The following is a 20,777-nucleotide window of genomic DNA, read 5'->3' on the forward strand; positions in this document are numbered from 1 at the left end:
AGGAGGTCATCATGGATCCAGTGGTCTTATTCGAAGAACTTGATGCCAGCAATGATAAACGTATTGGCATCATCACTCTGAATTCTGAAAAATCATTGAATGCGCTAAGTCTACCAATGATTCAACTGCTGCAACCACAATTACAAAAGTGGGCAGAAGACGATGCCATTGCTTGTGTATTTATGCAAGGTGCTGGTGATAAGGCGTTCTGTGCTGGCGGTGATATCGTGGCTATGTATAAAGCGATGCAAGCCAAACCAGGTGTGCTTGTTGATGAAGTGGCTGACTTTTTTAGCCAAGAATATCGTCTTGATTACGCCATACATACTTTCCCCAAACCGATTGTGTTGTGGGGGCATGGCATTGTTATGGGCGGCGGCATGGGCCTGATGAACGGTGCGAGCGATCGTATTGTGACTGAACGCTCGTTATTAGCGATGCCGGAAGTCACCATTGGTTTATACCCAGATGTTGGTGCAACTCACTTTTTGAATCAAATGCCAGAAGGCTGCGGTTTGTTTTTAGGGCTAACTGGGGCGCACATGAATGCCACCGACGCGCTCTATTTAAAGCTCGCCGATCATTTTGTGGCGAGTTCAAGCAAAGATGATGTGTTGCAGGGCTTAAAAGAAGTGAAATGGGGCGATACCGCGGCGCTTAATCACCAAAAAGTTACCGATGTTCTTAACGGTATTGGTTTACGTGACAGCAGTCAGCGCCCGGCGGGACAGGTTGAAGCGCATCAACAGTTGATTAAAAAGCTTACACAAGGCGCCGATATCGAAACCGTGGTTGCAGCCATTGTGAATGACAGCACTGACGACAAGTGGTTAGCACGGGCGCGTCAGACGCTTGCCGCAGGCTGTCCGATGACCGCACATATCGTATGGAATCAGTTACAGCACGGCGCTGATTTAAGTTTGGTTGATTGTTTCCGTCTGGAATTAACCTTGTCAGTTCAGTGTGCGATGCGTGGTGATTTCGCCGAGGGTATTCGTGCTCTGTTAATTGACAAGGATAAACAACCGAAATGGCAGCATGCCTCGGTTGCGGATGTTTCTGCGCAAGAGGTGGATGGTTTCTTTACGTCGCCGTGGGCAGCCGATGAGCACCCACTTGCAAATTTAGGTAAATAAGAGCAAAAACGCTTTTAGCTATTAGATATTAGATATTAGCCCGTAGCATAGGGGTTTCTAATATCTAATATCCACTATCAAATATCGAATTGGATTTTAATTATGGCTAATGTTGGATTTATTGGGCTCGGCAATATGGGCGGACCGATGGCCGCTAATTTGGTCAAAGGCGGTCATCAAGTTAAAGTTTTTGATTTAGCTGAAGCAGCGTTGCAAGCAGCGAAAGAAGCGGGTTGCAGTGTCGCCGCATCGGCACATGATGCCGCGAAAAACGTTGATTTTGTGATAACAATGTTGCCGGCGGATAAGCACGTTGTGGGTGTTTATTTAGGCGATAACGGTTTGATTCACGATCTGCCAAAAAGCACGCTCGTGATTGATTGTAGTACCATAAGTGCAACAACCGCACGTCAGGTAGGACAAGCTCTAGCCGCAGAAGGCATTGCGTTTATCGATGCGCCAGTTTCCGGCGGTGTGGGTGGCGCTAAGGCCGGTACGCTTACGTTTATTTGTGGCGGCGAGCCAGCAGCGGTTGAGCGCGCACGCGACGTGCTGCAGCACATGGGTAAGAATATTTTCCGTGCTGGTGATACTGGCGCTGGTCAGGTGGCGAAAATCTGTAACAATATGTTGTTATCGGTGCTGATGGTCGGTACGTCGGAAGCATTGCAATTAGGTATTGCGCACGGTCTTGATCCCAAAGTGCTGTCGGAGATCATGTCGAAAAGTTCCGGTAGTAACTGGACTTTAGATGTATATAATCCGTGCCCTGGTGTGATGGATAATGTGCCTTCTAGCAACGACTACCAAGGTGGCTTTTTGGTTGACCTAATGAGCAAAGATCTTGGTTTGGCGCAACAAGCAGCGTTGGCAAGCGGTGCGGCGACCCCAATGGGTGGCCTAACGCATAACTTGTATCGTAGCTGGTCACAGTTAGGACACGGTCGCGAAGACTTTTCCAGTATCTTTAATTTCGTTAAAGCGAATCAAAAATAACGGATAAATTATGAAAATTGCTGAAAGTACCATTGTAATTACTGGTGGCGCGCAAGGGTTAGGCCGCGCTATGGCCGAACATTTTGCAGCAGAAGGTGCGCAATTGGCACTGATTGATATGAATGCCGATACGTTGACTGAAGCGGAAGGTATTTGTACCGCGAAAGGCGCCCCAAAAGTGAAAGGTTACGTGGTCAATGTGACTGACGAAGCGGCTGTTGAGCAAGTATTTAATGATATCGTTGCTGATTTTGGTGCGGTTAACGTACTCATCAACAATGCCGGCATTTTGCGCGATGGTATGCTGATTAAATGCAAAGATGGCGAAATTACTCATAAAATGCCGCTGCAACAGTTTCAGTCGGTTTTAGACGTCAACTTAACCGGTAGCTTCTTGTGTGGTCGCGAAGCGTCTGCGCATATGGCAAAAGCTGGTAATGGCGGCGTGATTATAAATATTTCAAGCGTGGCGCGTGCAGGTAACATTGGTCAAACCAACTACGCAGCGACAAAAGCTGGTGTGGTTGCTATGACAGTAACTTGGGCACGTGAACTGGGCCGTTTTGGTATCCGTTGTGGTGCGATTGCGCCAGGATTTATTGAAACACCAATGACTGCGCAAATGAAGCCTGAGGCAATTGAGCGTGCGTTGAGCATGGTGCCATTACGCCGCTGGGGACAGCCTGATGAGATTGCCCACAGTGCGCGTTATATTATTGAGAATGACTTCTTTAGTGGACGTGTGATAGAAATAGATGGTGGCGTTCGACTATAACGAGTACTGATGCGTAAATTACCCCCATTAAATGCCTTAAAAGCGTTTGAAGTAGCTGCCCGACAACTGAGTTTTACTCGGGCAGCTGATGAGTTGTTTGTCACCCAAGCTGCGGTAAGTCACCAAGTGAAAGCACTTGAGGATTTTTTGGGGGTACAATTATTTTTGCGCCGCAATCGGTCGTTATTGCTTACTCCAGAGGGCCAAACCTACTACCTCGAACTCAAAGAAATTTTTGACCACATTGTGCAAGCCACCGAAAAAGTTCGGTTTGCGAGTCAACGTGGTTCTTTGACCATCTCATTACCCCCTAGCTTTGCCATTTTATGGTTTGTACCGCGTTTAAGTCGATTTCGCGAAGCTTATCCGGATATTGATGTGCGTATCCGCGCCGTCGATGAAGTGGATGGCTCGTTGACCGATGATGTTGACGTGGCCATATACTACGGTGCCGGCAAGTGGCCGGGCTTAAAAGCGTATAAACTTCATAATGAATATCTGATACCAGTCTGTTCGCCGTTGTTATTAAACGGCACGAAGCCGCTACGTGAACCGCGTGATTTACTGAATCACACGCTATTGCATGATGAAACCCGCAACGCCTGGAAAGATTGGTTCAAATTAGTCGGAATCGATAAAGATAAAGGTGATAACGGTCCTATTTTTAGTCACTCTAATCTTGCGCTGAAGGCTGCTGTGCATGGGCAAGGCATTGCATTAGCCAACAACGTGTTGGTAAAGCCAGAGATTGACGCGGGTCATTTGATTCAAATTTTTCCTGAAGCATTACCGCGGCAAAAGTCTTTTTATCTGGTTTGTCGTGACTCTCAGTCAGAAGTCGGTAAAATCGCCACCTTCCGAAATTGGCTACTTCAAGTAGTCGAAGAAGAAGAGGACAGTTATGAGTGATAGTCAGCGGGTTGCGATTCATCGTGACAACGCCGAAGGTAAGGCTCGGATTATTTTTGCTCATGGCGCTGGTGCAGGCTTGCAAAGTGATTTCATGCAGTATTTCGCACTAGCGCTGGCATTAAATGATATTGAAGTCGTGCGCTTCAACTTTCCGTATTGGCAAAAGTTCATGGATTCTGGCGTACGTCGACCACCTAATCGCATGCCTGAACTCGAGCATTGTATGCGCACCGTAGCAAGCCAGTTTGACGATGGTAAGCCATTGTTTTTAATGGGTAAGTCGATGGGATCCCGTGTGGCGTTTCGACTTGCCAATGAGCTGGATGCGAAAGCCGCTATTGCCCTAGGTTTTCCATTTCATCCGATTGGTAAACCTGAAAAACTCAGGCTAGATGACTTAAATAATTGCTGCGTACAGAATCTGATTATTCAAGGTACGCGTGATAATTTTGGCAAACCTGAACAAGTGCGCCGTTATGATTTGCCTGCTAATGTTGCCGTAAAATGGATTGAGGGTGGTGATCACAGTCTTGAGCCGACTAAGCGCAGCGGCTATGCGCGCGAGCAATTATGGCAAGCAGCAGTAAACGAAGTAACGAAATTAATTAAGAGCGTTATTCGTTAGTCGTCCGTTCACTTCGTTCACTGTTCGTGCGCGCTTCGCGCCGTTCGTGAAATCAATCTACGAAGAGCGTAGCGGACGAACAGCGAAGCTATCGAACAACGAAAAACGTTTTCACCAAGGGGTTATGAATGACTGGAATTGTGGCCTATTGCCGGCCTGGATTTGAAAACGATAGTGCCGCCGAGTTGCAAGACAAAACTGCAGCGCTGGGTATTTATGGCTATTGCCAAACCAAACCACAGCAGGGGTTTGTGGTGTATCGCTGCCAGTCTGAAGAGGCCGAACACTTAGCTAAGAAGCTGATATTAAGTGAACTTATTTTTACCCGGCAATTCATCGTTATTTTGGCGCATGTGACAGACTTACCTCAAGAAGATAGGGTGAGTGCGGTGCAGGTCGCATTGTTAGATGAAGACGTGCAAGAGGCTTTTGCAGGCGTTAAACCGTGTGGCGATATTCGGGTAGAAACACCGGATACCAACGATGGCAAAGAGCTGTCCAAGTTTTGCCGTAAGTTCACTGTGCCACTGCGTCAGGGCTTGCGTAAAATTGAATGGCTGACGGCAAAAGAGAGCGATCGCCGTCCAACTTTACATGCATTCTTTTTAAGTAACCAAGAAGTCTATATTGGTTTTTCTTATTCGTTTAACCAATCGCCATGGCTTATGGGTATTCCACGCCTACGCTTCCCAAGTGACGCACCAAGCCGTTCGACATTGAAGCTAGACGAAGCTTTTCAGGTGTTTGTGCCTGAGCATGAGCGTGAAGAACGGATTACGTCAGGCATGAATGCGGTAGATTTGGGGGCTGCGCCGGGCGGTTGGACGTATCAGTTAGTGCGCCGCGGGATGATGGTACAAGCGGTTGATAATGGCCCCATGGCAGAAAGTTTGATGGAGACAGGCCAAGTGAAACATGTTCGTGAGGACGGTTTTAAATACCGCCCGAAAAAGAAGAATGTCACTTGGTTGGTGTGCGACATGGTGGAAAAGCCAGCGCGCGTTGGTGAACTCATGACAAGTTGGTTAATTGACGGCGACTGTAAAGAAGCTATTTTTAACTTAAAACTACCGATGAAACGACGTTATGCGGCGGTTGCTGAGTATCTTGAACATATTAAACAAACGTTGGTAGAGCAGGGGCGTGGTCGGTTTGAGTTACAAGCCAAGCAGCTGTATCACGATCGTGAAGAAATCACCGTTCATATTCGCTGGTTGTAGGTTTTAAATCATTTGCGTTAATCACAAAAAAGCCCGAGACCAACTGGAATCGGGCTTTTCATAACCAACGACAATAATTATTACAGTCGGTCAATCACTGCTTGAGTGAAGTCAGTAGTACCGCCGTTGCCGCCTAAATCGCGGGTTGTGCGATCGCCTGTGGCAATCACATCGGTAACCGCTGCAAGAATACGTTTCGCCTGATCTTGCATGCCAAGGTATTCCAACATTTGGATAGCAGCTAAAATAACTGAGGTTGGATTCGCTAGGTTTTGACCCGCGATATCCGGTGCTGAACCATGAACGGCCTCAAAGATAGCAGAGTTATCACCAATGTTAGCCCCCGGAGCCATACCTAGACCGCCAACTAAACCGGCACATAAATCAGATAAAATATCACCGAACAGGTTGGTGGTAACAATCACGTCAAACTGTTCTGGGTTCATCACCAGCTTCATACATACCGCATCAACAATCATCTCATCCGATTGAATATCTGGGTATTCCGCAGCAATTTCGCGCGCTACTTTCAGGAATAAACCTGAAGTAGACTTCAAAATATTGGCTTTATGAACCGCAGTTACTTTTTTGCGACCTTCACGGCGTGCGAGCTCATAGGCAAAACGCACAATGCGCTCAGCACCCGCGCGGGTAATTTTACTCATCGCTTGTGCTTCAGAGCCGTCTTCAGACACCACTTGGCCGAGGCCTGAGTACATGCCTTCAGTATTTTCGCGCACGGTAATAATGTCGATATCTTCGTAGCGTGCTTTGGTACCTTTAAATGATTTAACCGGGCGCACATTGGCGTAAAGGTTAAACTGTTTACGCAGACTCACGTTGATAGAGGTAAAGCCTTCACCGACTGGTGTCGTCAGTGGGCCTTTTAAAGTCGCTTTGTTACGCGCAATGGCATCAAGCGTTGCTTGGGGTAATAGCTCGCCAGTTTTTTCCAACGCAGCTAAACCGGCATCAGCAAATTCATAGTTGAAATCACAGCCTGCTTTATCAAGAATCTTTAGTGTTGCATCGATGATGTCTGGACCAATTCCATCACCTGGGATTACGGTAATTGTGGTGCTCATTGCGGGTACCTTCTTACTTCTAGGGTCGTCAAAATGTGTGTACGAAATTGGCGCGAACTATAGCAGATTTTGACCTAACGAATGGTGTTAAGCGTCATTAAAACGATTGATACTCACTATAAGCATCAGCACCCCAAGCGATCAGTGCGTTGTCTTTGAATAGCAGTGGCGTACACTCATCACGAGTTGTTATACCATCAGACTTTACGTGGTGGGTACGATAAAACAAAATGAGGACTTCACCACTATCAGTGGCCTTAGCTTCGCTGATATCTGGTGAGCCAAGTAAACGAATTACGTCGTCGCGTGGCGTGCCCAAATTTAATCGTCCAATTTGCTTTAAATTGAACGTTTCACGTTCCTGCCAACTCATATTCTCTGGATCGGCTTGATAAAAGTGCAGGACCAGCGCAGCGGCTGCCGCATAAATAGCAAAGCCGATTAATACGACCTTCAGCATTTTCGACATTGACTGCGCCTCCCTAGCAATTCTAATCAGTAATGACACGATAACATGGATGATACACCGATCCTGGCAATTTCATCCGGCTTTGTTCGACGAATGCCCGCAACAATACGTCCAACTTCTTCATCATGTCGCGCTCACCATGAATTTCAAACACACCGTGCTTACGAATGGCACGAATGCCATCGTCTTTCACGTTGCCCGCAACAATTGCGGAAAATGCACGACGTAGGTCAGCCGCAAGAGCTTGAGGTTCTTGGTCGCGATGCAGGTTTAAATTACGCACATTATCATGATTGGGCACAAATGGACGCTGGAATGCTTCGTCAATATGTAAGGTCCAGTTGAAGCAATAAGAATCACCGGTATCACGGCGATATTCTTTCACCGCTTGCGCGCCTTGGGTCATCGTCTTCGCCACAGTGGCAGGATCAGCAATGATGATTTGATACAGTTTACGTGCTTCGTGACCGAGCGTTTCAGCAATGAAATCGTCAATTGCCTCAAAGTAACCGCGGCTGCTTTCGGGACCAGTTAAAATGATAGGTAATACCTGACGCTGATTATTTGGATGCATCAAAATACCCAAAATATATAGCAATTCCTCGGCAGTACCAGCACCACCTGGGAATATCACAATACCGTGTGCACAGCGAACAAACGCTTCAAGACGCTTTTCGATATCCGGCAGGATAACCAATTCGTTCACGATAGGGTTCGGTGGCTCTGCAGCAATAATTCCAGGCTCAGTGAAGCCTAAGTAACGACCGTCGACAATCCGTTGTTTAGCGTGGCCAATCGTGGCACCTTTCATTGGTCCTTTCATTGCGCCGGGTCCACAACCGGTGCAGATATTGAGGCTACGTAAACCGAGTTGATAACCCACTTCTTTCGTGTACTTATACTCAACTTCGTTGATTGAGTGACCGCCCCAACAAACAATGACGTTCGGGTCGAGGTTCGGTTGGACGACTTGGGCGTTGCGTAAGATGTCGAAAACAACGTGAGTGAGGGTATGCGTGTCGGCTGAATCGAGCGTTTGTGCATTATAACGTTCGCCCGTGAATAGAATATCACGAAGCACCGCTTCAACGAGCTCTTGCATACCAGCAATCAGCTTACCATCAACAAACGCTTCCGCCGGTGGGTTCACTAATTCGAGTTGCACGCCGCGCTCACATTTAATGACGTTCACATCAAAATCTTTATATTTTTCGAAAATCTCTTCACTGCTATCAGTATTACTGCCCGCGTTTAAAACTGCTAAGCAGCAGTTACGAAACAGACGATACAATTGCTCGTCACTGCTTTGTTGTAAGCGGTTAATTTCTAATTGCGACAGCAAACTCATGCTGCCACGTGGAGATATCTTGAATCTCATAGTGTTTCCTTGTTCATTATTATTGGCGACTTAACCGCACAGACTGTGGTGTTGGCTCGAAATCTGAACGAAAAGGATTTATATCCAAGCCACCGCGGCGCGTATAACGCGCATAAACAGTTAACTGTGTTGGTTTGAGTCGCGTTTTTATATCCATATAGAGCCGTTCTACGCATTGCTCGTGAAACTCATTATGATGTCGAAATGAGACGATATAGCGAAGCAGGGCTGCATGGTCAATTGCCGGACCGTGGTAGCGAATGAGAACTGACCCCCAGTCCGGTTGATTGGTTATAAGGCAGTTTGATTTCAACAAGTGACTGTGAAGTGTTTCAGACACGATCTTGGTTGAGCTTAACTGCAAAAGCTCAGGGTTGTAGTCATAACATTCAATTGCAATATTTTGCTCGTCAATGCAGTGCCCAGGTAATTCACCGAATGGCATACGTTGCGCCTGTTGTACCGTGTTTAGGCGCACAGATACCGGTGCCCCAGCACAATGTGAGAGATCAAGTGCGAGCTGTTCTTGTACGTCCTGCCAGTGCGCCCAGCGGCTTTCGTTAAAGCTATTGAGATACAGTTTAAACGACTTCGATTCAATTAAATTTTTACTCGTGCAGGGCACTCGAAATTCCGCAATCGCAACCTGCGGAAGGCCTTGCGCGTTTAACCAAGATAGCTCATAACCATGCCAAATATCGTCACCATGAAAGGGTATTTCGGCTCCTTCGGCGAGGCCGATTGGCGTCCGGTTGAGTTGGCGTGGAACCGCCTGCAACAGCGAGGCGTCATAATGCGTGGGATATTGTGTGGGTTGACCCAAGTTTAAATGGGCAAGCTCATGCTTCATCGATTTTAATTACCTGTTACACTACCATTTTTAATGCAGTCGGTCATTGTAGCGCCGCTGTCAATGAGTTACCAGCAAAAACCATAGGGCTGTTTCATGTCGCTTGATACCGTATTTGATGACTTTATTCAACGTTATACTGCTGCCTATGCAGCTGCTAATGTACCACTTTTAACCGAAGCACATGACGATTGGCAGGCGCCGATATATCAACGCCAAACAACGGCAACGGAAGCGCAGGGCGAAGACGTTGTATGGCAACCCGTACGTCAACAACAGCCGCTGCAATTTCAAGACCTTGCAAATGCACTTGAACAACCATTTCATCCGGATATCGCCACGTTCTACGGACGTTGGTATGCTGCAGATCTCAATGTGTCATACGATAATCATCCACTGGTTTTATTACAAAACCACTGTCATGAAGACGGCGAACGCTTACAAGCTAATCTAGCGGGTCATGTACTGATGAAACGCCGCTTGCGTCAACCCATGACATTATTTATTGGATTAGCTGAAGAGTCCGATGACTTGTTGATTACGGTGGATAATGAGACCGGCCAAGTTGGACTTGAGTTTGTCGGTCAACCGCAGCACGAAATTTTGGCACCGTCGCTCGCCGAGCTTATGACGATTGTTCAACCACGAGTTGTCACTAACGCAGCGTAATAAGAAGCCTAATAGGGTGTAGCCAAATTGATTGAGATCAAGTAATTTGAGCATAAGCACGTTGTAGAAGTGACGTATCCGAGCGTTGAGGTTGTAACGGTGTAGTAACGCTCACCAAACCGAGTACGAACGAAAGGGCACATAATGACAACAATAAATCCAGCTCAATTGCGTGAAGGTCAGTTAACTTACTTAGTCGCTGAAGATTTAAAAATGGCGGCCTCATTGCTTTATCAAGCCTATCATGACGACGCGTTATTGATGGCCATTTTCCAAGCGGAAAAGCCGGACTACGAAAAGCGTTTGCGTGCGGCTATACGCGAAGAGTTAATGGCGTTTTGGGAAGCTCAGCAGCCGATGCTGGGCGTGTTTGACGGTGACTCGCTCATCGGCGTGGTTTGTTTGACCCAGCCGGGTAAGAGCTTTGGTCCCGGCAAATATTGGCATTGGCGCTTAAAAATGCTGTTAACAGCAGGTTACGTGAGTACGATGCAGTTGCTTGAGAAAGAGCGTTTAATTCAAGAAGCTGTTGGTGGTGACGATTACCATATGTTGGCGTTTATTGCAGTAAGCCCGCGTTATCAACAACAAGGTTGGGGTGATTTGTTAGTTCGTGCAGCTCAAGCGGCACTTGATGAAGAACCACAATCGCGAGGTTTGGCGGTTTATGTGACACAACCGCAGCACCTGAAACTATTCGAGCAAAATGGCTATGAACTCGTTCAAGAACTTGACGTTGGCGATGTGCATGGCAAATTGTTGTTTCAATCACGGGCTCAAGCGAATGAGGTGAATCGTGCAGTTTAATAGTTTCGCAGAGTTTTATCCCTATTACCTAGCTGAGCATTCTGATCCGCGCTGTCGTGCTATGCATTATATTGGCAGCACACTCGTGTTGGCAGTGTTAGCCTACGCTATTTTTACTCAGCAGTGGCTTTGGTTATTCGCTATACCGGTTGTCGGCTATGGTTTTGCATGGTTTGGGCATTTAGGTTTCGAACATAATAAGCCGGCGACATTTAAGTATCCGGCATACTCATTGTTGGGTGACTGGGTCATGTATGGGCAGTTCTTGTTGCGCCTAATTGGCGTGAAAACGGGTCCCAAGGCTCCGAACTAATTGATTATGCACTCGGCACTCGGTGTGGTGGCACTTGCACGTCGACCAAACGCAAATTAAGCAATTTCGCTTGGCCGACGTAACGGCTTTCGCCATCGCTACTAAAACCAAACTCATACGTACTCAGCCAACCAATATGGCGTGCCCATTTCGCTGGACGCCCTCGTTGCCACGCAATATCCAAAAACTGTAATTGATGTTGTTTACAGTAGTGTTCAACATGGCGTCGAGCCTGTTCAGCTTGGCGTCGCCCCTGCCAGAAAAGAAGCACAATAAAGCCAACGACGATAAGCAGAATAGCATCGCCTAGTATCATGATTTTGCTCCAATAAACTGTTGCCATACCTGATATAAAGGCGTCGGTAAGTCATTGCGTTGAACTAGACCTAAAGCAAATATACGAGTTTCTGGTAATCGTAAAAGGTCACGCACAATGCCAGCAAACAGGGCAGCATTATTGAGCTCGGCTAAGCGCAGGAGATAGCTTTCCATTAAACTTGAACCACTACTTGCACCTTCAGGTGAAGCACCAATCAAGGCTGGCCATAGCCGCGCGGTTATAATAACCAGTTCATCGGCCGTTGCGAGAGGAATGCGTTGGCCGAGTGCTTGTTGCATTTCGGCGGTGTTAGCAAAGCCTGCGAGGGCGCGCAGTGCATTCATTCGTAACTGCATCTGCTCAGCGTTTAAAAGAGGTAACAATTTATCGCGTAATTGAACGGGCGGCTGAGTATGTTCTAATGCTTCGGCTAACGCATTCTGTAATGGCTCAGGGTAGGTGGCAAAGTTTTCTGTTATCGCCTTAACCACCTCCGGATGCTCAGCCAAACGCATCGCGACATCATGAATACCTTGCAGACCAAGATGCTGCCAACCATCAGGCGTTGGCGTTTGGAACTCAGTAAGCGCAGCGCTAAAATAACGCGAGGGCGGACGCTGCCAAGTCGTAATGAGCTGAGCATGAAGGGCAGCGCGTTTCGCTTCTGATGGGGTGAACAAATAAGCCGATTGCTGCAATTGTTGCTCTTGTTCATCGCTTAGCGCGCCAGTAATTTGCTGACCAAGCAGTGCAATCACGTGGGCCATGAATTCCTGTTGTGCGGCATGGTTTAATAAACCGCGCTCGTCGAGCGGCATTTTAAGGAACCATAAGAATGGCTCGGGCTGCTCAGCTTGCAGTTTGGGCCAAAACACGACAGCAAACCACGCATGGTCTTGTAGCGGATACGGATAAGGGCGCTGTTGCGCACAAATGGCATCAAATACTTGTGATTCAAGTGGCTGAACACGGCGGCCTAAATCGTAAACGAGGTAATCACTATGGCTTTCGCTGAGTAACTCAGCCAGGTTTGTCATGGTCATGAAACTTGCAACATTTATCATTTTGCTTAAAGATGTCGCCCATTATAACTAAAATAAGTCGTGGAGGTAGTCATGGACCAACGACAACGCGCAGCGCGTTTACTGGAACGAATTGAAGCAGAACTAAATTGTTTGGGCTTATGGCAAACCCATTATCCGTCAGCGCAAGCGCTTGAAAGTACGGAACCGTTTGCAATGGATACCTTAGATTTTCATCAATGGCTGCAATTTATAATGTTGCCACGAATGTGGGCGATGCTCGATGGTGAACATCCGTTACCGCAGAATATCGCGGTAAGTCCAATGGCAACGCATGTGTATCGTGAAGAGCTCGAGCATCATGAAGGGCTTATCTCAAGTTTACGTGAATTCGATATCTTACTCAGTGGGGCAGACCCACTAGCCGAAGATGTCTAGTGCGACCAACGAATTGCCCATCGTCTTTCATGACGATTATTTCGTGGCGATTGATAAACCTAGTGGGTTGCTCGTTCACCGCAGTTGGATAGCGCGCGAAGCGACTGAATTTGCGCTGCAAAAGGTGCGCGATCAAATCGGTCAGCGGGTGTATCCCGTGCACCGTCTTGATCGTCCAACGTCCGGTATTTTATTGTTCGCAAAAGATGCCGATACGGCCCGTTTAACCACTGAATTATTTGCAAGTCGTCAGGTTGAGAAAATCTACCATGCTGTGGTGCGTGGGTATTTGCAAGACGGTGTTTTGGACTACCCACTAAAAGAAGAACTCGACAAAATTGCGGATGCTCAGGCCGATCCGAACAAAGAAGCTCAAACTGCCGTAACTGAGTATCGTTGCTTGAAACAAATTGAGTTACCGTTTGCGGTTGGCAAACGGCATGCAACATCGCGTTACTCGTTAATGGAACTGAAGCCGCGCACTGGCCGCAAGCATCAACTGCGGCGCCATATGGCGCATTTACGCCATCCAATTATTGGTGACAGTCATCATGGTGACGGGCGCCATAACCGGTTTTTTAGAGAGCACTTCAACTTACACCGCTTGATGCTTGCGGCAACGACACTCGCATTTGAACATCCGTATACGAAAACGGCAGTTCGAATCGAACTGCCGTTACCGCAGGATTTGTTATTACCGTTTGCTAACGAAGATTAGTCGGCGGCACGTAATAACTCATTGATGCCAACTTTTGCACGTGTTTTCGCATCAACTTTTTTCACAATGATGGCGGCATAGAGGCTGTGAGTACCGTCTTTTGCAGGCAGGGTGCCTGGCACAACAACGGCACCTGCAGGCACACGGCCATAGTGAATTTCACCGGTTTCACGATCATAAATACGGGTGCTTTGGCCAATATAAACCCCCATAGAAATCACCGCGCCTTCTTCGACGATTACGCCCTCAACGATTTCTGAGCGTGCGCCAATAAAACAGTTGTCTTCAATGATTGTTGGGGCAGCTTGCAATGGCTCTAAGACGCCACCAATCCCCACGCCGCCTGACAAATGTACATTTTTACCAATCTGAGCGCATGAACCGACCGTAGCCCACGTATCAACCATGGTGCCTTCATCAACATAAGCGCCAATATTCACATACGATGGCATAAGGACGACGTTGCGACCGATAAATGCACCTTTTCGTACCATTGCTGGTGGCACCACACGCATTCCCTCGGCACGGAAACGAGCATCGTCATAGCCAATAAACTTACTATCAACTTTGTCAAAGAAGCGCGTTTCACCGCCGTTCATGACGTGGTTATCTTGCGTGCGAAACGACAGTAGCACGGCCTTTTTCAGCCATTCGTTGACAACCCACTTGCCGTCAACTTTTTCGGCGACACGGTATTCTCCTTGATCAATTTTTTGAATCACGTCAGTCAAATCACGTTGTAGTTCGGCCGGAACTCGGCTGGGTGAAATATCCGCGCGTTGCTCAAATGCGGCTTCAATACGTGCTTGTAATGTGCTCATGAAATATCCTATTACTACTTAATCGTACGTCAAATGAGACGTTTTAATGGTCGAGTGCAGCAATGATTTGCTTGCGCAATTGCTGCTTTTGTTCGTTATCTAAGGCTTCATTGCGGCGGGTGGTGATAATAAATAAGTCCTCCGCCTGCTCGCCAACCGTGGTGATTTTAGCGGTAAGTATATTTAAATCCAATGCTTGGAGGACTTTTGCCACTCGTGCCACTAACCCGGGTCGATCCAGTGCCGTTAATTCAAACGCTGTGCGACGCGGATTGCGTTCGCTGACAAACTCAATTTTGGTTGCCACATTAAAGCTACGCAAACGCCGCGGTAGTCGTCGTTGAGCATTTGGTGCAGATTGGCGTTGACGTAATACATCGTGCAGTTGCTGTTTCAATGATTCGATACGACGAATATCCGTCAGAGGCTCGCCATCGTCTTGCAACACCACAAAGGTATCCATGACATAACCATCGCGTGTCGCCAAAATTTGTGCATCGTGAATGCTCAGTGCTTGGCTATCCAGTACCGCGGCCACCGCAGCGAATAAGTTTTCATGCTCTAGGTGATAAACAAATAGCTCGGTAGTACCTTGATTATTTTCGTCACCGACTAAAATCAGTGGTAATTGCTCATCCGAGTGAACTTGCAAAATATATTGTGAGTGCCAAGCAATCTGCTCAGGTTGATGGCGTAAAAAATAGTCGGCTGTAAACCGGCTCCACAATTCGTTCACTGCTTGTGCGGCAAACCCAAGGCTCAGTAGCAAGCCCATTGCATGCGCTTGGTGCTGATGAATCCGTTGGCGCATTTCGCCAGCTGCCGACGGTTTACTTTGGGCTAGAAACTGCTTGGTGGATTGATAGAGATTCTCAAGTAATGTCGCTTTCCAGTTGTTCCACAAACTACTGTTGGTGGCGCGAATATCAGCCACCGTTAAACAGTAGAGATAATCAAGATATCGTTGATTACCGACCTGTTCAGCAAATTGTCGAACCACTTCAGGATCATGGATATCACGTTTTTGCGCAGTGACAGACATCACTAAATGATTGCGCACAAGCCAAGCGATCAACTTGCCATCTTCAGCTTTCAACTCGTGTAAGCGAGCAAAGTTTAATGCGTCAATTTCGCCAAGCTCAGAGTGATCACCGCCGCGCCCTTTGGCGATGTCGTGAAAAATTCCGGCAAGATAGAGCAGCTCAGGTTTGTCCATGCTGCTGACGATTTCGGCGCACAGCGGAAACTCTTCGTTGTAGTCGCTATCGGTATAACGGTATAGGTTTCGAACCAAACGGAACGTGTGCTCATCGACGGTGTAGGCATGAAATAAATCGAATTGCATTTGCCCAACAATTTGCTGCCACTGCGGCAAATAATTCGCCAATATTTGATGCTTATGCATGAGGCGGAAAGCATCGCCACAACCATTCGGATGGCGTAATAGTCGCATAAACAACTGCCGACACGCCGCATCATTATTTAATGGCTGGCGTAGTTGCCGTCTCGCATTACGCAATAAACGGAGCGTTTGTGCCTGCAGCTGCTTTAATTGAGAGTGCTCAGCAACTAACAGCATGCATTGTAATAAATGACGAGGATCGTCAAATACATTGACGTGACGGGCCGCAATCAATGGCCCGTAGGCTTCAAAATTCTCGTTAAGATGCAACGGCTCGATATGTTTACTACTTAGGATGCTCTGCTCAAAAAACTGCAGCAACATTTCGTTGAGTTCAGTGACACCGACCACGGCATTAAAGTAGTCCTTCATTAAGGCTTCAACCGCATGCTTACCGGGCTCGCCATAACCGAGGCGAGCGGCAACACCCGGTTGATAATCAAACAGTAAACGGTCTTCTTTTTTTGCTGCCTCAAGGTGTAGAGCAAACCGAATCCGGCCCAATAACTGTTGATATTCTCTGAGCTCGAGTAACTCTTCGGCAGTGATATAGCCGTGTTGGACTAGGGTTTCATCGTTTTGCGTATGAAAGTGACGCTTGGCAATCCAACTAATGGTTTGAATATCGCGTAAGCCGCCTGGTGTGCTCTTAACGTTTGGCTCTAGATTATACGCAGTGCCATGGTAGCGTTGATGGCGCTCTTGTTGCTCGGCGTATTTCGCTTGATAGTAAGCACGACTCGACCATGGAAACTCTCGTTGTACTTGCCATAAAAACTGGTCGGCAAGCGCTTTGTTTCCACAGAGTAAACGTTGTTCCAATAAGCTGGTGGCAACAGTGACATCGTCTGCAGCTTGCTCGATGCATTGGCTCGGTGTGCGCACGCTATGCCCAACATCGAGGCGCAGATCCCAGAGAAACTGAATGATGTGTTGAATATGTTCTTTTTCACGCGATGACAGCGGCTCAGCATGCAGAAATAATAAATCGATGTCGGACTGGGGATGCAAGGCGCCGCGGCCATAACCGCCGACCGCAATTAAACTGAGTTGGCTTTGATTTAATTCAAATTGCTGCCATAGCTGTTGTAGCAGTGTATCGATAAATGCACTGCGATCAGCAAGTAAAAACTCGATGTCGGCCGTTACAAACGCATCGGCCTGCCATTGATGATAAGCTTCAAGGCATTCGCGCCCCGTGCTTAAGGTGACCGGGTTTGGCCAACGGGGTGGGGCGCTAAGCATGATTTAACTCGTGTGGCGAATAACGCGCGGCAAGTCTTCATCGCTACGCAACGTTAATACTTCGACACCGTCTTCGGTGACTAACAGTGTGTGTTCCCACTGAGCGCTCAAACTGCGGTCTTTGGTGAGTACCGTCCAACCGTCGCGCATGAGTTTGGTGTGACGTTTGCCCGCGTTAACCATCGGTTCGATAGTAAAACACATGCCCGGCTGTAATAGGTCGCCGGTACCTGCGGTGCCATAATGCAAAATCTGTGGCTCTTCATGGAATACGGCGCCAATGCCGTGACCACAATATTCACGTACAATCGAGTAACCGTGCTGTTCAGCATGCTTTTGAATAACCGCCGCGAAGTCACCAGTGCGCATACCCGGTTTGACCATTTTGATAGCCATGTAGAGTGACTCTTGAGTGACGCGAATCAGACGCTCAGCCAAAATACTCGGTTTGCCAACAACAAACATTTTCGAAGTGTCGCCGTGGTAACCATTGAGTTTAACGGTCACATCCAAGTTCATGATGTCGCCTTCTTTCAATGGCTTTTCATTTGGAATGCCATGACAAACAACATGATTTAATGAGGTGCATACCGACTTCGGGAAGCCGTGATAATTTAGTGGAGCAGGGATAGCGCCGTGAGAAACAATATAATCGTGACAGATCTGGTCAATCTCAGCGGTGGTAACGCCAGCTTTGATGTATGGACCAATCATTTCTAATACGTCCGCCGCCAACTTTCCGGCCGCACGCATTTTTTCGATTTCTTCAGGCGTTTTAATACTAATACTCATGAGGCTTGTTAAGTCCCTGCTTAAGTCAATAAAATTGCGCATAGTTTACCAGTAAACCTGAGCATCGTGAAGCATGGTGATAGCCGCATAAAACTTGATTTGCAGTAAAGGTTTATGGTATAAAGCGCCCGCAATTTCTGATTGCACGAAAACTAACTTAAACACACACATACATCGACACATAGCTCGGGGTGCCCAAATACGCAATGACGTTACGGGTCGAACTATGGGATGTATGGAGGCATAACCCCTTAAAAAGGAAAATTATCATGGCAAACGTGTCTATGCGTGACATGCTGAAAGCTGGTGTACACTTCGGTCACCAAACCCGTTTCTGGAACCCAAAAATGAAGCCATTCATTTTTGGCGCGCGTAACAAGATTCATATCATCAACCTTGAGAAAACTGTGCCGATGTTCAACGACGCGTTGAACTTCTTGCAACACGTTGCTTCAAACAAAGGTAAAATTTTGTTTGTTGGTACTAAACGTGCAGCAGCAGACTCAGTACAAGAAGCTGCAGTTAACTGTAAGCAGTTTTATGTAAATCACCGTTGGTTAGGTGGTATGTTGACGAACTGGAAAACTGTCCGTCAATCAATCAAGCGCTTAAAAGAACTTGAAACCATGAGCCAAGACGGCACTTTCGAAAAGCTGACCAAGAAAGAAGCGTTGGTTAATACCCGCGAAATGGAAAAGCTAGAGAAGAGCCTTGGTGGTATCAAAGATATGGCTGGCTTGCCAGATGTATTGTTTGTAATTGATGCTGATCACGAGCACATTGCAATTAAAGAAGCGAATAACCTGGGTATCCCAGTTATCTCGGTTGTTGATACTAACTCAAACCCTGATGGCGTTGATTACGTAATTCCTGGTAACGACGATGCGATTCGTGCAGTACAACTGTACTTGAACGCAGCAGCTGCAGCTATCAACGACGCGCGCGGCGTTGTTGTTGAAGGTAAAGCTGACGACTTCGTTGAAGCTGAAGAAACTGAATAAAGTCATCTGATTAGAGGACAAATACATGGCTATTACAGCAGCTCTGGTTAAAGAACTGCGCGAGCGCACTGGCGCTGGCATGATGGATTGCAAAAAAGCATTGGAAGAGACCGGCGGCGATATCGACGCGGCGATCGAAAACATGCGTAAAAGTGGTCAAGCGAAAGCAGCTAAGAAAGCTGGTCGCGTAGCTGCTGAAGGTGTAATCCTGACTAAGACTGAAGGTAACGTAGGTACTTTGGTTGAATTGAACTGTGAAACTGACTTCGTTGCACGTGACGAAAGCTTCTTAGCATTTGGTAGCAAAGTTATCGATGCGGCATTCGCTAATAAGCACACTGACGTTGAAGCGCTGAAAGCGACCAACATCGGTGACGGCACTGTTGAAGAAGTTCGCGAAGCACTCGTTGCGAAAATCGGTGAGAACATGAACGTTCGCCGTGTGATCACTATTGAAGGTGGTGACTTGGTTGAAGCTTACGTTCACGGCGGCCGTATTGGTGTATTGGTTGCAATCACTGGTGGTGATTCTGACCTAGCTAAAGATTTAGCAATGCACGTTGCAGCAAGCGCTCCACAGTTTGTGAAGCCTGAAGACGTATCAGCTGAAGTGGTTGAGAAAGAGCGTGCTATTCAACTTGATATCGCAATGCAAAGTGGCAAGCCACAAGACATCGCTGAGAAAATGGTTGAAGGCCGTATGCGTAAATTCACTGGCGAAATCAGCTTAACTGGTCAAGCTTTCGTGAAAGATCCATCAATCACTGTTGCAGATTTACTGAAGCAGAAAGGCGCTGACGTTCTTACTTTTGTTCGCTTTGAAGTGGGTGAAGGTATTGAGAAGAAAGCTGAAGACTTCGCTGCTGAAGTACAAGCGCAAATGGCAGCTGCGAAAAAGGCTTAATGCCAATGACGCTGCCGACGACAGACAGTCGATAATAGAAACCGCATCCTGCTCGGCAGGATGCGGTTTTTTTTAAGGTGAACCCCCTCAAAACCTGAACATGGAGCGAACTTATGACACCAAGTAGCAAACCTGCATACCGCCGTGTACTTTTAAAATTAAGCGGTGAAGCGCTAATGGGCGATGAGCCTTTTGGCATTGATGCAAAAGTTTTAGACCGCATGGCTCAGGAAATTAAAGAATTGGTTGAACTGGGCGTTCAAGTTGGATTAGTGATTGGCGGTGGTAACCTATTTCGCGGTGAAGGCCTCGCTAAAGCTGGGATGAACCGTGTGGTTGGTGATCATATGGGCATGTTGGCAACCGTAATGAACGGCTTGGCGATGCGTGATGCACTGCATCGTGCGTTTGTGAACGCACGATTGATGTCAGCCATTGAATTAAATGGTGTTTGCGATAGCTATAATTGGGCAGACGCGATTAGTTTATTAAAATCGGGTCGAGTCGTGATATTTTCGGCCGGTACCGGTAACCCATTCTTTACCACTGATTCAGCAGCTTGCCTACGCGGCATTGAAATCGAAGCTGACTTAGTGCTCAAAGGAACGAAAGTTGACGGGGTGTTCTCTGCGGATCCAGTCAAAGATCCAAACGCCAAATTGTTCCGTCAAATCAGTTATAATGACGTACTACAACAACAGCTTAAAGTCATGGATTTAGCGGCGTTTACGCTTGCTCGCGACCATAATTTACCGATTCGTGTGTTTAATATGAATAAACCCGGTGCGTTAAGAGCCGTGATTATGGGCGAAGAAGAAGGTACACTAATAGCCAGTGAAAGCGTGATTGAGCAAGCATAAACCAAAGAGTTTGTGCACTA

General features: G+C 47.2%; 23 protein-coding genes. 14 read left to right on the forward strand and 9 right to left on the reverse strand.

The annotated features are described in order from the left end of the window. Nucleotides 1–11 precede the first annotated feature (11 nt). The 6 genes from CWI82_RS05055 (at nt 12) to rlmM (ending at nt 5,664) form a co-directional block, all read left to right on the forward strand. Nucleotides 12–1,136, forward strand: a complete 1,125-nt coding sequence (locus CWI82_RS05055) for an enoyl-CoA hydratase/isomerase family protein (protein ID WP_130202848.1) — start codon at nt 12–14, stop codon at nt 1,134–1,136. Nucleotides 1,137–1,238: 102 nt separating this feature from the next. Beyond that, nucleotides 1,239–2,132 carry a 3-hydroxyisobutyrate dehydrogenase gene (mmsB, locus tag CWI82_RS05060; RefSeq protein WP_092855318.1) on the forward strand — a complete coding sequence of 298 codons (894 nt, stop codon included), beginning with the start codon at nt 1,239–1,241 and terminating at the stop codon, nt 2,130–2,132. Between the two features lie 10 nt (nt 2,133–2,142). Beyond that, a complete protein-coding gene (locus CWI82_RS05065) occupies nt 2,143–2,907 on the forward strand; it encodes an SDR family oxidoreductase (RefSeq protein ID WP_092855316.1) in 765 nt (254 codons plus the stop codon). A gap of 6 nt (nt 2,908–2,913) precedes the next feature. Beyond that, nucleotides 2,914–3,816 carry a transcriptional regulator GcvA gene (locus tag CWI82_RS05070; RefSeq protein ID WP_165383903.1) on the forward strand — a complete coding sequence of 301 codons (903 nt, stop codon included), beginning with the start codon at nt 2,914–2,916 and terminating at the stop codon, nt 3,814–3,816. Continuing rightward, entirely contained in the window at nt 3,809–4,444 is a 636-nt protein-coding gene (locus tag CWI82_RS05075; protein ID WP_130202849.1) for an alpha/beta family hydrolase, read from the forward strand. Before CWI82_RS05070 ends, CWI82_RS05075 begins: the two co-directional genes overlap by 8 nt. A gap of 128 nt (nt 4,445–4,572) precedes the next feature. Continuing rightward, nucleotides 4,573–5,664, forward strand: coding sequence for a 23S rRNA (cytidine(2498)-2'-O)-methyltransferase RlmM (gene rlmM / locus CWI82_RS05080; protein ID WP_130202850.1), 1,092 nt, complete (start codon nt 4,573–4,575; stop codon nt 5,662–5,664). A gap of 80 nt (nt 5,665–5,744) precedes the next feature. Here the strand turns inward: rlmM and CWI82_RS05085 are convergent, their stop codons facing one another. The 4 genes from CWI82_RS05085 to queF all read right to left on the reverse strand — a co-directional run bounded on the left by CWI82_RS05085 (nt 5,745) and on the right by queF (nt 9,446). Beyond that, nucleotides 5,745–6,749 (reverse strand): isocitrate dehydrogenase, encoded by a 1,005-nt coding sequence (locus CWI82_RS05085; RefSeq protein ID WP_092855308.1) that lies wholly within the window; start codon nt 6,747–6,749, stop codon nt 5,745–5,747. A 97-nt stretch (nt 6,750–6,846) separates the two neighbouring features. After that, nucleotides 6,847–7,218, reverse strand: a complete 372-nt coding sequence (locus CWI82_RS05090) for a DUF3192 domain-containing protein (RefSeq protein ID WP_092855306.1) — start codon at nt 7,216–7,218, stop codon at nt 6,847–6,849. Between the two features lie 22 nt (nt 7,219–7,240). Next, entirely contained in the window at nt 7,241–8,596 is a 1,356-nt protein-coding gene (gene ppnN, locus CWI82_RS05095; protein WP_092855304.1) for a nucleotide 5'-monophosphate nucleosidase PpnN, read from the reverse strand. Nucleotides 8,597–8,615: 19 nt separating this feature from the next. Further along, the gene (gene queF, locus CWI82_RS05100) at nt 8,616–9,446 is read right to left on the reverse strand and encodes an NADPH-dependent 7-cyano-7-deazaguanine reductase QueF (protein WP_092855302.1); all 831 of its coding nucleotides are present in this window, start codon (nt 9,444–9,446) and stop codon (nt 8,616–8,618) included. Between the two features lie 96 nt (nt 9,447–9,542). On the opposite strand from queF, the gene syd reads away from it, so the two are divergent. The 3 genes from syd to CWI82_RS05115 all read left to right on the forward strand — a co-directional run bounded on the left by syd (nt 9,543) and on the right by CWI82_RS05115 (nt 11,235). Beyond that, nucleotides 9,543–10,115, forward strand: a complete 573-nt coding sequence (gene syd / locus CWI82_RS05105; RefSeq protein ID WP_092855300.1) for a SecY-interacting protein — start codon at nt 9,543–9,545, stop codon at nt 10,113–10,115. Nucleotides 10,116–10,259: 144 nt separating this feature from the next. Further along, nucleotides 10,260–10,922 carry a GNAT family N-acetyltransferase gene (locus tag CWI82_RS05110; protein WP_092855298.1) on the forward strand — a complete coding sequence of 221 codons (663 nt, stop codon included), beginning with the start codon at nt 10,260–10,262 and terminating at the stop codon, nt 10,920–10,922. Then, nucleotides 10,909–11,235, forward strand: coding sequence for a DUF962 domain-containing protein (locus tag CWI82_RS05115; RefSeq protein ID WP_130202851.1), 327 nt, complete (start codon nt 10,909–10,911; stop codon nt 11,233–11,235). The genes CWI82_RS05110 and CWI82_RS05115 overlap by 14 nt, the downstream gene beginning before the upstream one ends. 4 nt (nt 11,236–11,239) lie before the next feature. On the opposite strand, the gene CWI82_RS05120 is transcribed toward CWI82_RS05115, so the two are convergent. Together CWI82_RS05120 and CWI82_RS05125 are read right to left on the reverse strand one after the other, a co-directional pair. After that, nucleotides 11,240–11,551 carry a DUF3301 domain-containing protein gene (locus tag CWI82_RS05120; RefSeq protein ID WP_165383877.1) on the reverse strand — a complete coding sequence of 104 codons (312 nt, stop codon included), beginning with the start codon at nt 11,549–11,551 and terminating at the stop codon, nt 11,240–11,242. Further along, nucleotides 11,548–12,597, reverse strand: a complete 1,050-nt coding sequence (locus CWI82_RS05125) for a DUF3549 family protein (protein WP_165383878.1) — start codon at nt 12,595–12,597, stop codon at nt 11,548–11,550. The genes CWI82_RS05120 and CWI82_RS05125 overlap by 4 nt, the downstream gene beginning before the upstream one ends. A 72-nt stretch (nt 12,598–12,669) precedes the next feature. Here CWI82_RS05125 and CWI82_RS05130 point away from each other — a divergent pair, with 72 nt between their 5' ends. Continuing rightward, entirely contained in the window at nt 12,670–13,014 is a 345-nt protein-coding gene (locus CWI82_RS05130; protein WP_092855290.1) for a YqcC family protein, read from the forward strand. Further along, nucleotides 13,007–13,732 (forward strand): tRNA pseudouridine(65) synthase TruC, encoded by a 726-nt coding sequence (truC, locus tag CWI82_RS05135; protein ID WP_130202853.1) that lies wholly within the window; start codon nt 13,007–13,009, stop codon nt 13,730–13,732. The genes CWI82_RS05130 and truC overlap by 8 nt, the downstream gene beginning before the upstream one ends. Here the strand turns inward: truC and dapD are convergent. The 3 genes from dapD to map are packed head-to-tail and all read right to left on the reverse strand — an operon-like array spanning nt 13,729 to nt 17,992. Continuing rightward, nucleotides 13,729–14,553: a 2,3,4,5-tetrahydropyridine-2,6-dicarboxylate N-succinyltransferase gene (gene dapD / locus CWI82_RS05140; protein ID WP_092855286.1), complete on the reverse strand. Its 825-nt coding sequence runs from the start codon at nt 14,551–14,553 to the stop codon at nt 13,729–13,731. The genes truC and dapD overlap by 4 nt on opposite strands. A gap of 43 nt (nt 14,554–14,596) precedes the next feature. Beyond that, entirely contained in the window at nt 14,597–17,200 is a 2,604-nt protein-coding gene (glnD, locus tag CWI82_RS05145; protein ID WP_092855284.1) for a [protein-PII] uridylyltransferase, read from the reverse strand. 3 nt (nt 17,201–17,203) lie between these two features. Next, nucleotides 17,204–17,992, reverse strand: coding sequence for a type I methionyl aminopeptidase (gene map / locus CWI82_RS05150; protein ID WP_092855282.1), 789 nt, complete (start codon nt 17,990–17,992; stop codon nt 17,204–17,206). A gap of 269 nt (nt 17,993–18,261) precedes the next feature. Here map and rpsB point away from each other — a divergent pair, with 269 nt between their 5' ends. The 3 genes from rpsB (at nt 18,262) to pyrH (ending at nt 20,757) form a co-directional block, all read left to right on the forward strand. Next, a complete protein-coding gene (gene rpsB / locus CWI82_RS05155; protein WP_092855279.1) occupies nt 18,262–18,993 on the forward strand; it encodes a 30S ribosomal protein S2 in 732 nt (243 codons plus the stop codon). A 25-nt stretch (nt 18,994–19,018) separates the two neighbouring features. After that, a complete protein-coding gene (tsf, locus tag CWI82_RS05160; RefSeq protein ID WP_130202854.1) occupies nt 19,019–19,897 on the forward strand; it encodes a translation elongation factor Ts in 879 nt (292 codons plus the stop codon). Nucleotides 19,898–20,010: 113 nt separating this feature from the next. After that, on the forward strand, nt 20,011–20,757 hold the full coding sequence (pyrH, locus tag CWI82_RS05165) for a UMP kinase (protein WP_092855274.1): 747 nt from the start codon (nt 20,011–20,013) through the stop codon (nt 20,755–20,757). Nucleotides 20,758–20,777 lie beyond the last annotated feature (20 nt).

It is taken from the genome of Pseudidiomarina tainanensis (assembly GCF_004214835.1).
Classification (GTDB): domain Bacteria; phylum Pseudomonadota; class Gammaproteobacteria; order Enterobacterales; family Alteromonadaceae; genus Pseudidiomarina; species Pseudidiomarina tainanensis.

Coding starts and splice junctions, on each gene's coding strand:
- CWI82_RS05055 (WP_130202848.1), top strand. CDS start 12: ATGGATCCAGTGGTCTTATTCGAAGAACTTGATGCCAGCAATGATAAA.
- mmsB (WP_092855318.1), top strand. CDS start 1,239: ATGGCTAATGTTGGATTTATTGGGCTCGGCAATATGGGCGGACCGATG.
- CWI82_RS05065 (WP_092855316.1), top strand. CDS start 2,143: ATGAAAATTGCTGAAAGTACCATTGTAATTACTGGTGGCGCGCAAGGG.
- CWI82_RS05075 (WP_130202849.1), top strand. CDS start 3,809: ATGAGTGATAGTCAGCGGGTTGCGATTCATCGTGACAACGCCGAAGGT.
- rlmM (WP_130202850.1), top strand. CDS start 4,573: ATGACTGGAATTGTGGCCTATTGCCGGCCTGGATTTGAAAACGATAGT.
- CWI82_RS05085 (WP_092855308.1), bottom strand. CDS start 6,749: ATGAGCACCACAATTACCGTAATCCCAGGTGATGGAATTGGTCCAGAC.
- CWI82_RS05090 (WP_092855306.1), bottom strand. CDS start 7,218: ATGTCGAAAATGCTGAAGGTCGTATTAATCGGCTTTGCTATTTATGCG.
- ppnN (WP_092855304.1), bottom strand. CDS start 8,596: ATGAGATTCAAGATATCTCCACGTGGCAGCATGAGTTTGCTGTCGCAA.
- queF (WP_092855302.1), bottom strand. CDS start 9,446: ATGAAGCATGAGCTTGCCCATTTAAACTTGGGTCAACCCACACAATAT.
- syd (WP_092855300.1), top strand. CDS start 9,543: ATGTCGCTTGATACCGTATTTGATGACTTTATTCAACGTTATACTGCT.
- CWI82_RS05110 (WP_092855298.1), top strand. CDS start 10,260: ATGACAACAATAAATCCAGCTCAATTGCGTGAAGGTCAGTTAACTTAC.
- CWI82_RS05120 (WP_165383877.1), bottom strand. CDS start 11,551: ATGATACTAGGCGATGCTATTCTGCTTATCGTCGTTGGCTTTATTGTG.
- CWI82_RS05125 (WP_165383878.1), bottom strand. CDS start 12,597: ATGACCATGACAAACCTGGCTGAGTTACTCAGCGAAAGCCATAGTGAT.
- CWI82_RS05130 (WP_092855290.1), top strand. CDS start 12,670: ATGGACCAACGACAACGCGCAGCGCGTTTACTGGAACGAATTGAAGCA.
- truC (WP_130202853.1), top strand. CDS start 13,007: ATGTCTAGTGCGACCAACGAATTGCCCATCGTCTTTCATGACGATTAT.
- dapD (WP_092855286.1), bottom strand. CDS start 14,553: ATGAGCACATTACAAGCACGTATTGAAGCCGCATTTGAGCAACGCGCG.
- glnD (WP_092855284.1), bottom strand. CDS start 17,200: ATGCTTAGCGCCCCACCCCGTTGGCCAAACCCGGTCACCTTAAGCACG.
- map (WP_092855282.1), bottom strand. CDS start 17,992: ATGAGTATTAGTATTAAAACGCCTGAAGAAATCGAAAAAATGCGTGCG.
- rpsB (WP_092855279.1), top strand. CDS start 18,262: ATGGCAAACGTGTCTATGCGTGACATGCTGAAAGCTGGTGTACACTTC.
- tsf (WP_130202854.1), top strand. CDS start 19,019: ATGGCTATTACAGCAGCTCTGGTTAAAGAACTGCGCGAGCGCACTGGC.
- pyrH (WP_092855274.1), top strand. CDS start 20,011: ATGACACCAAGTAGCAAACCTGCATACCGCCGTGTACTTTTAAAATTA.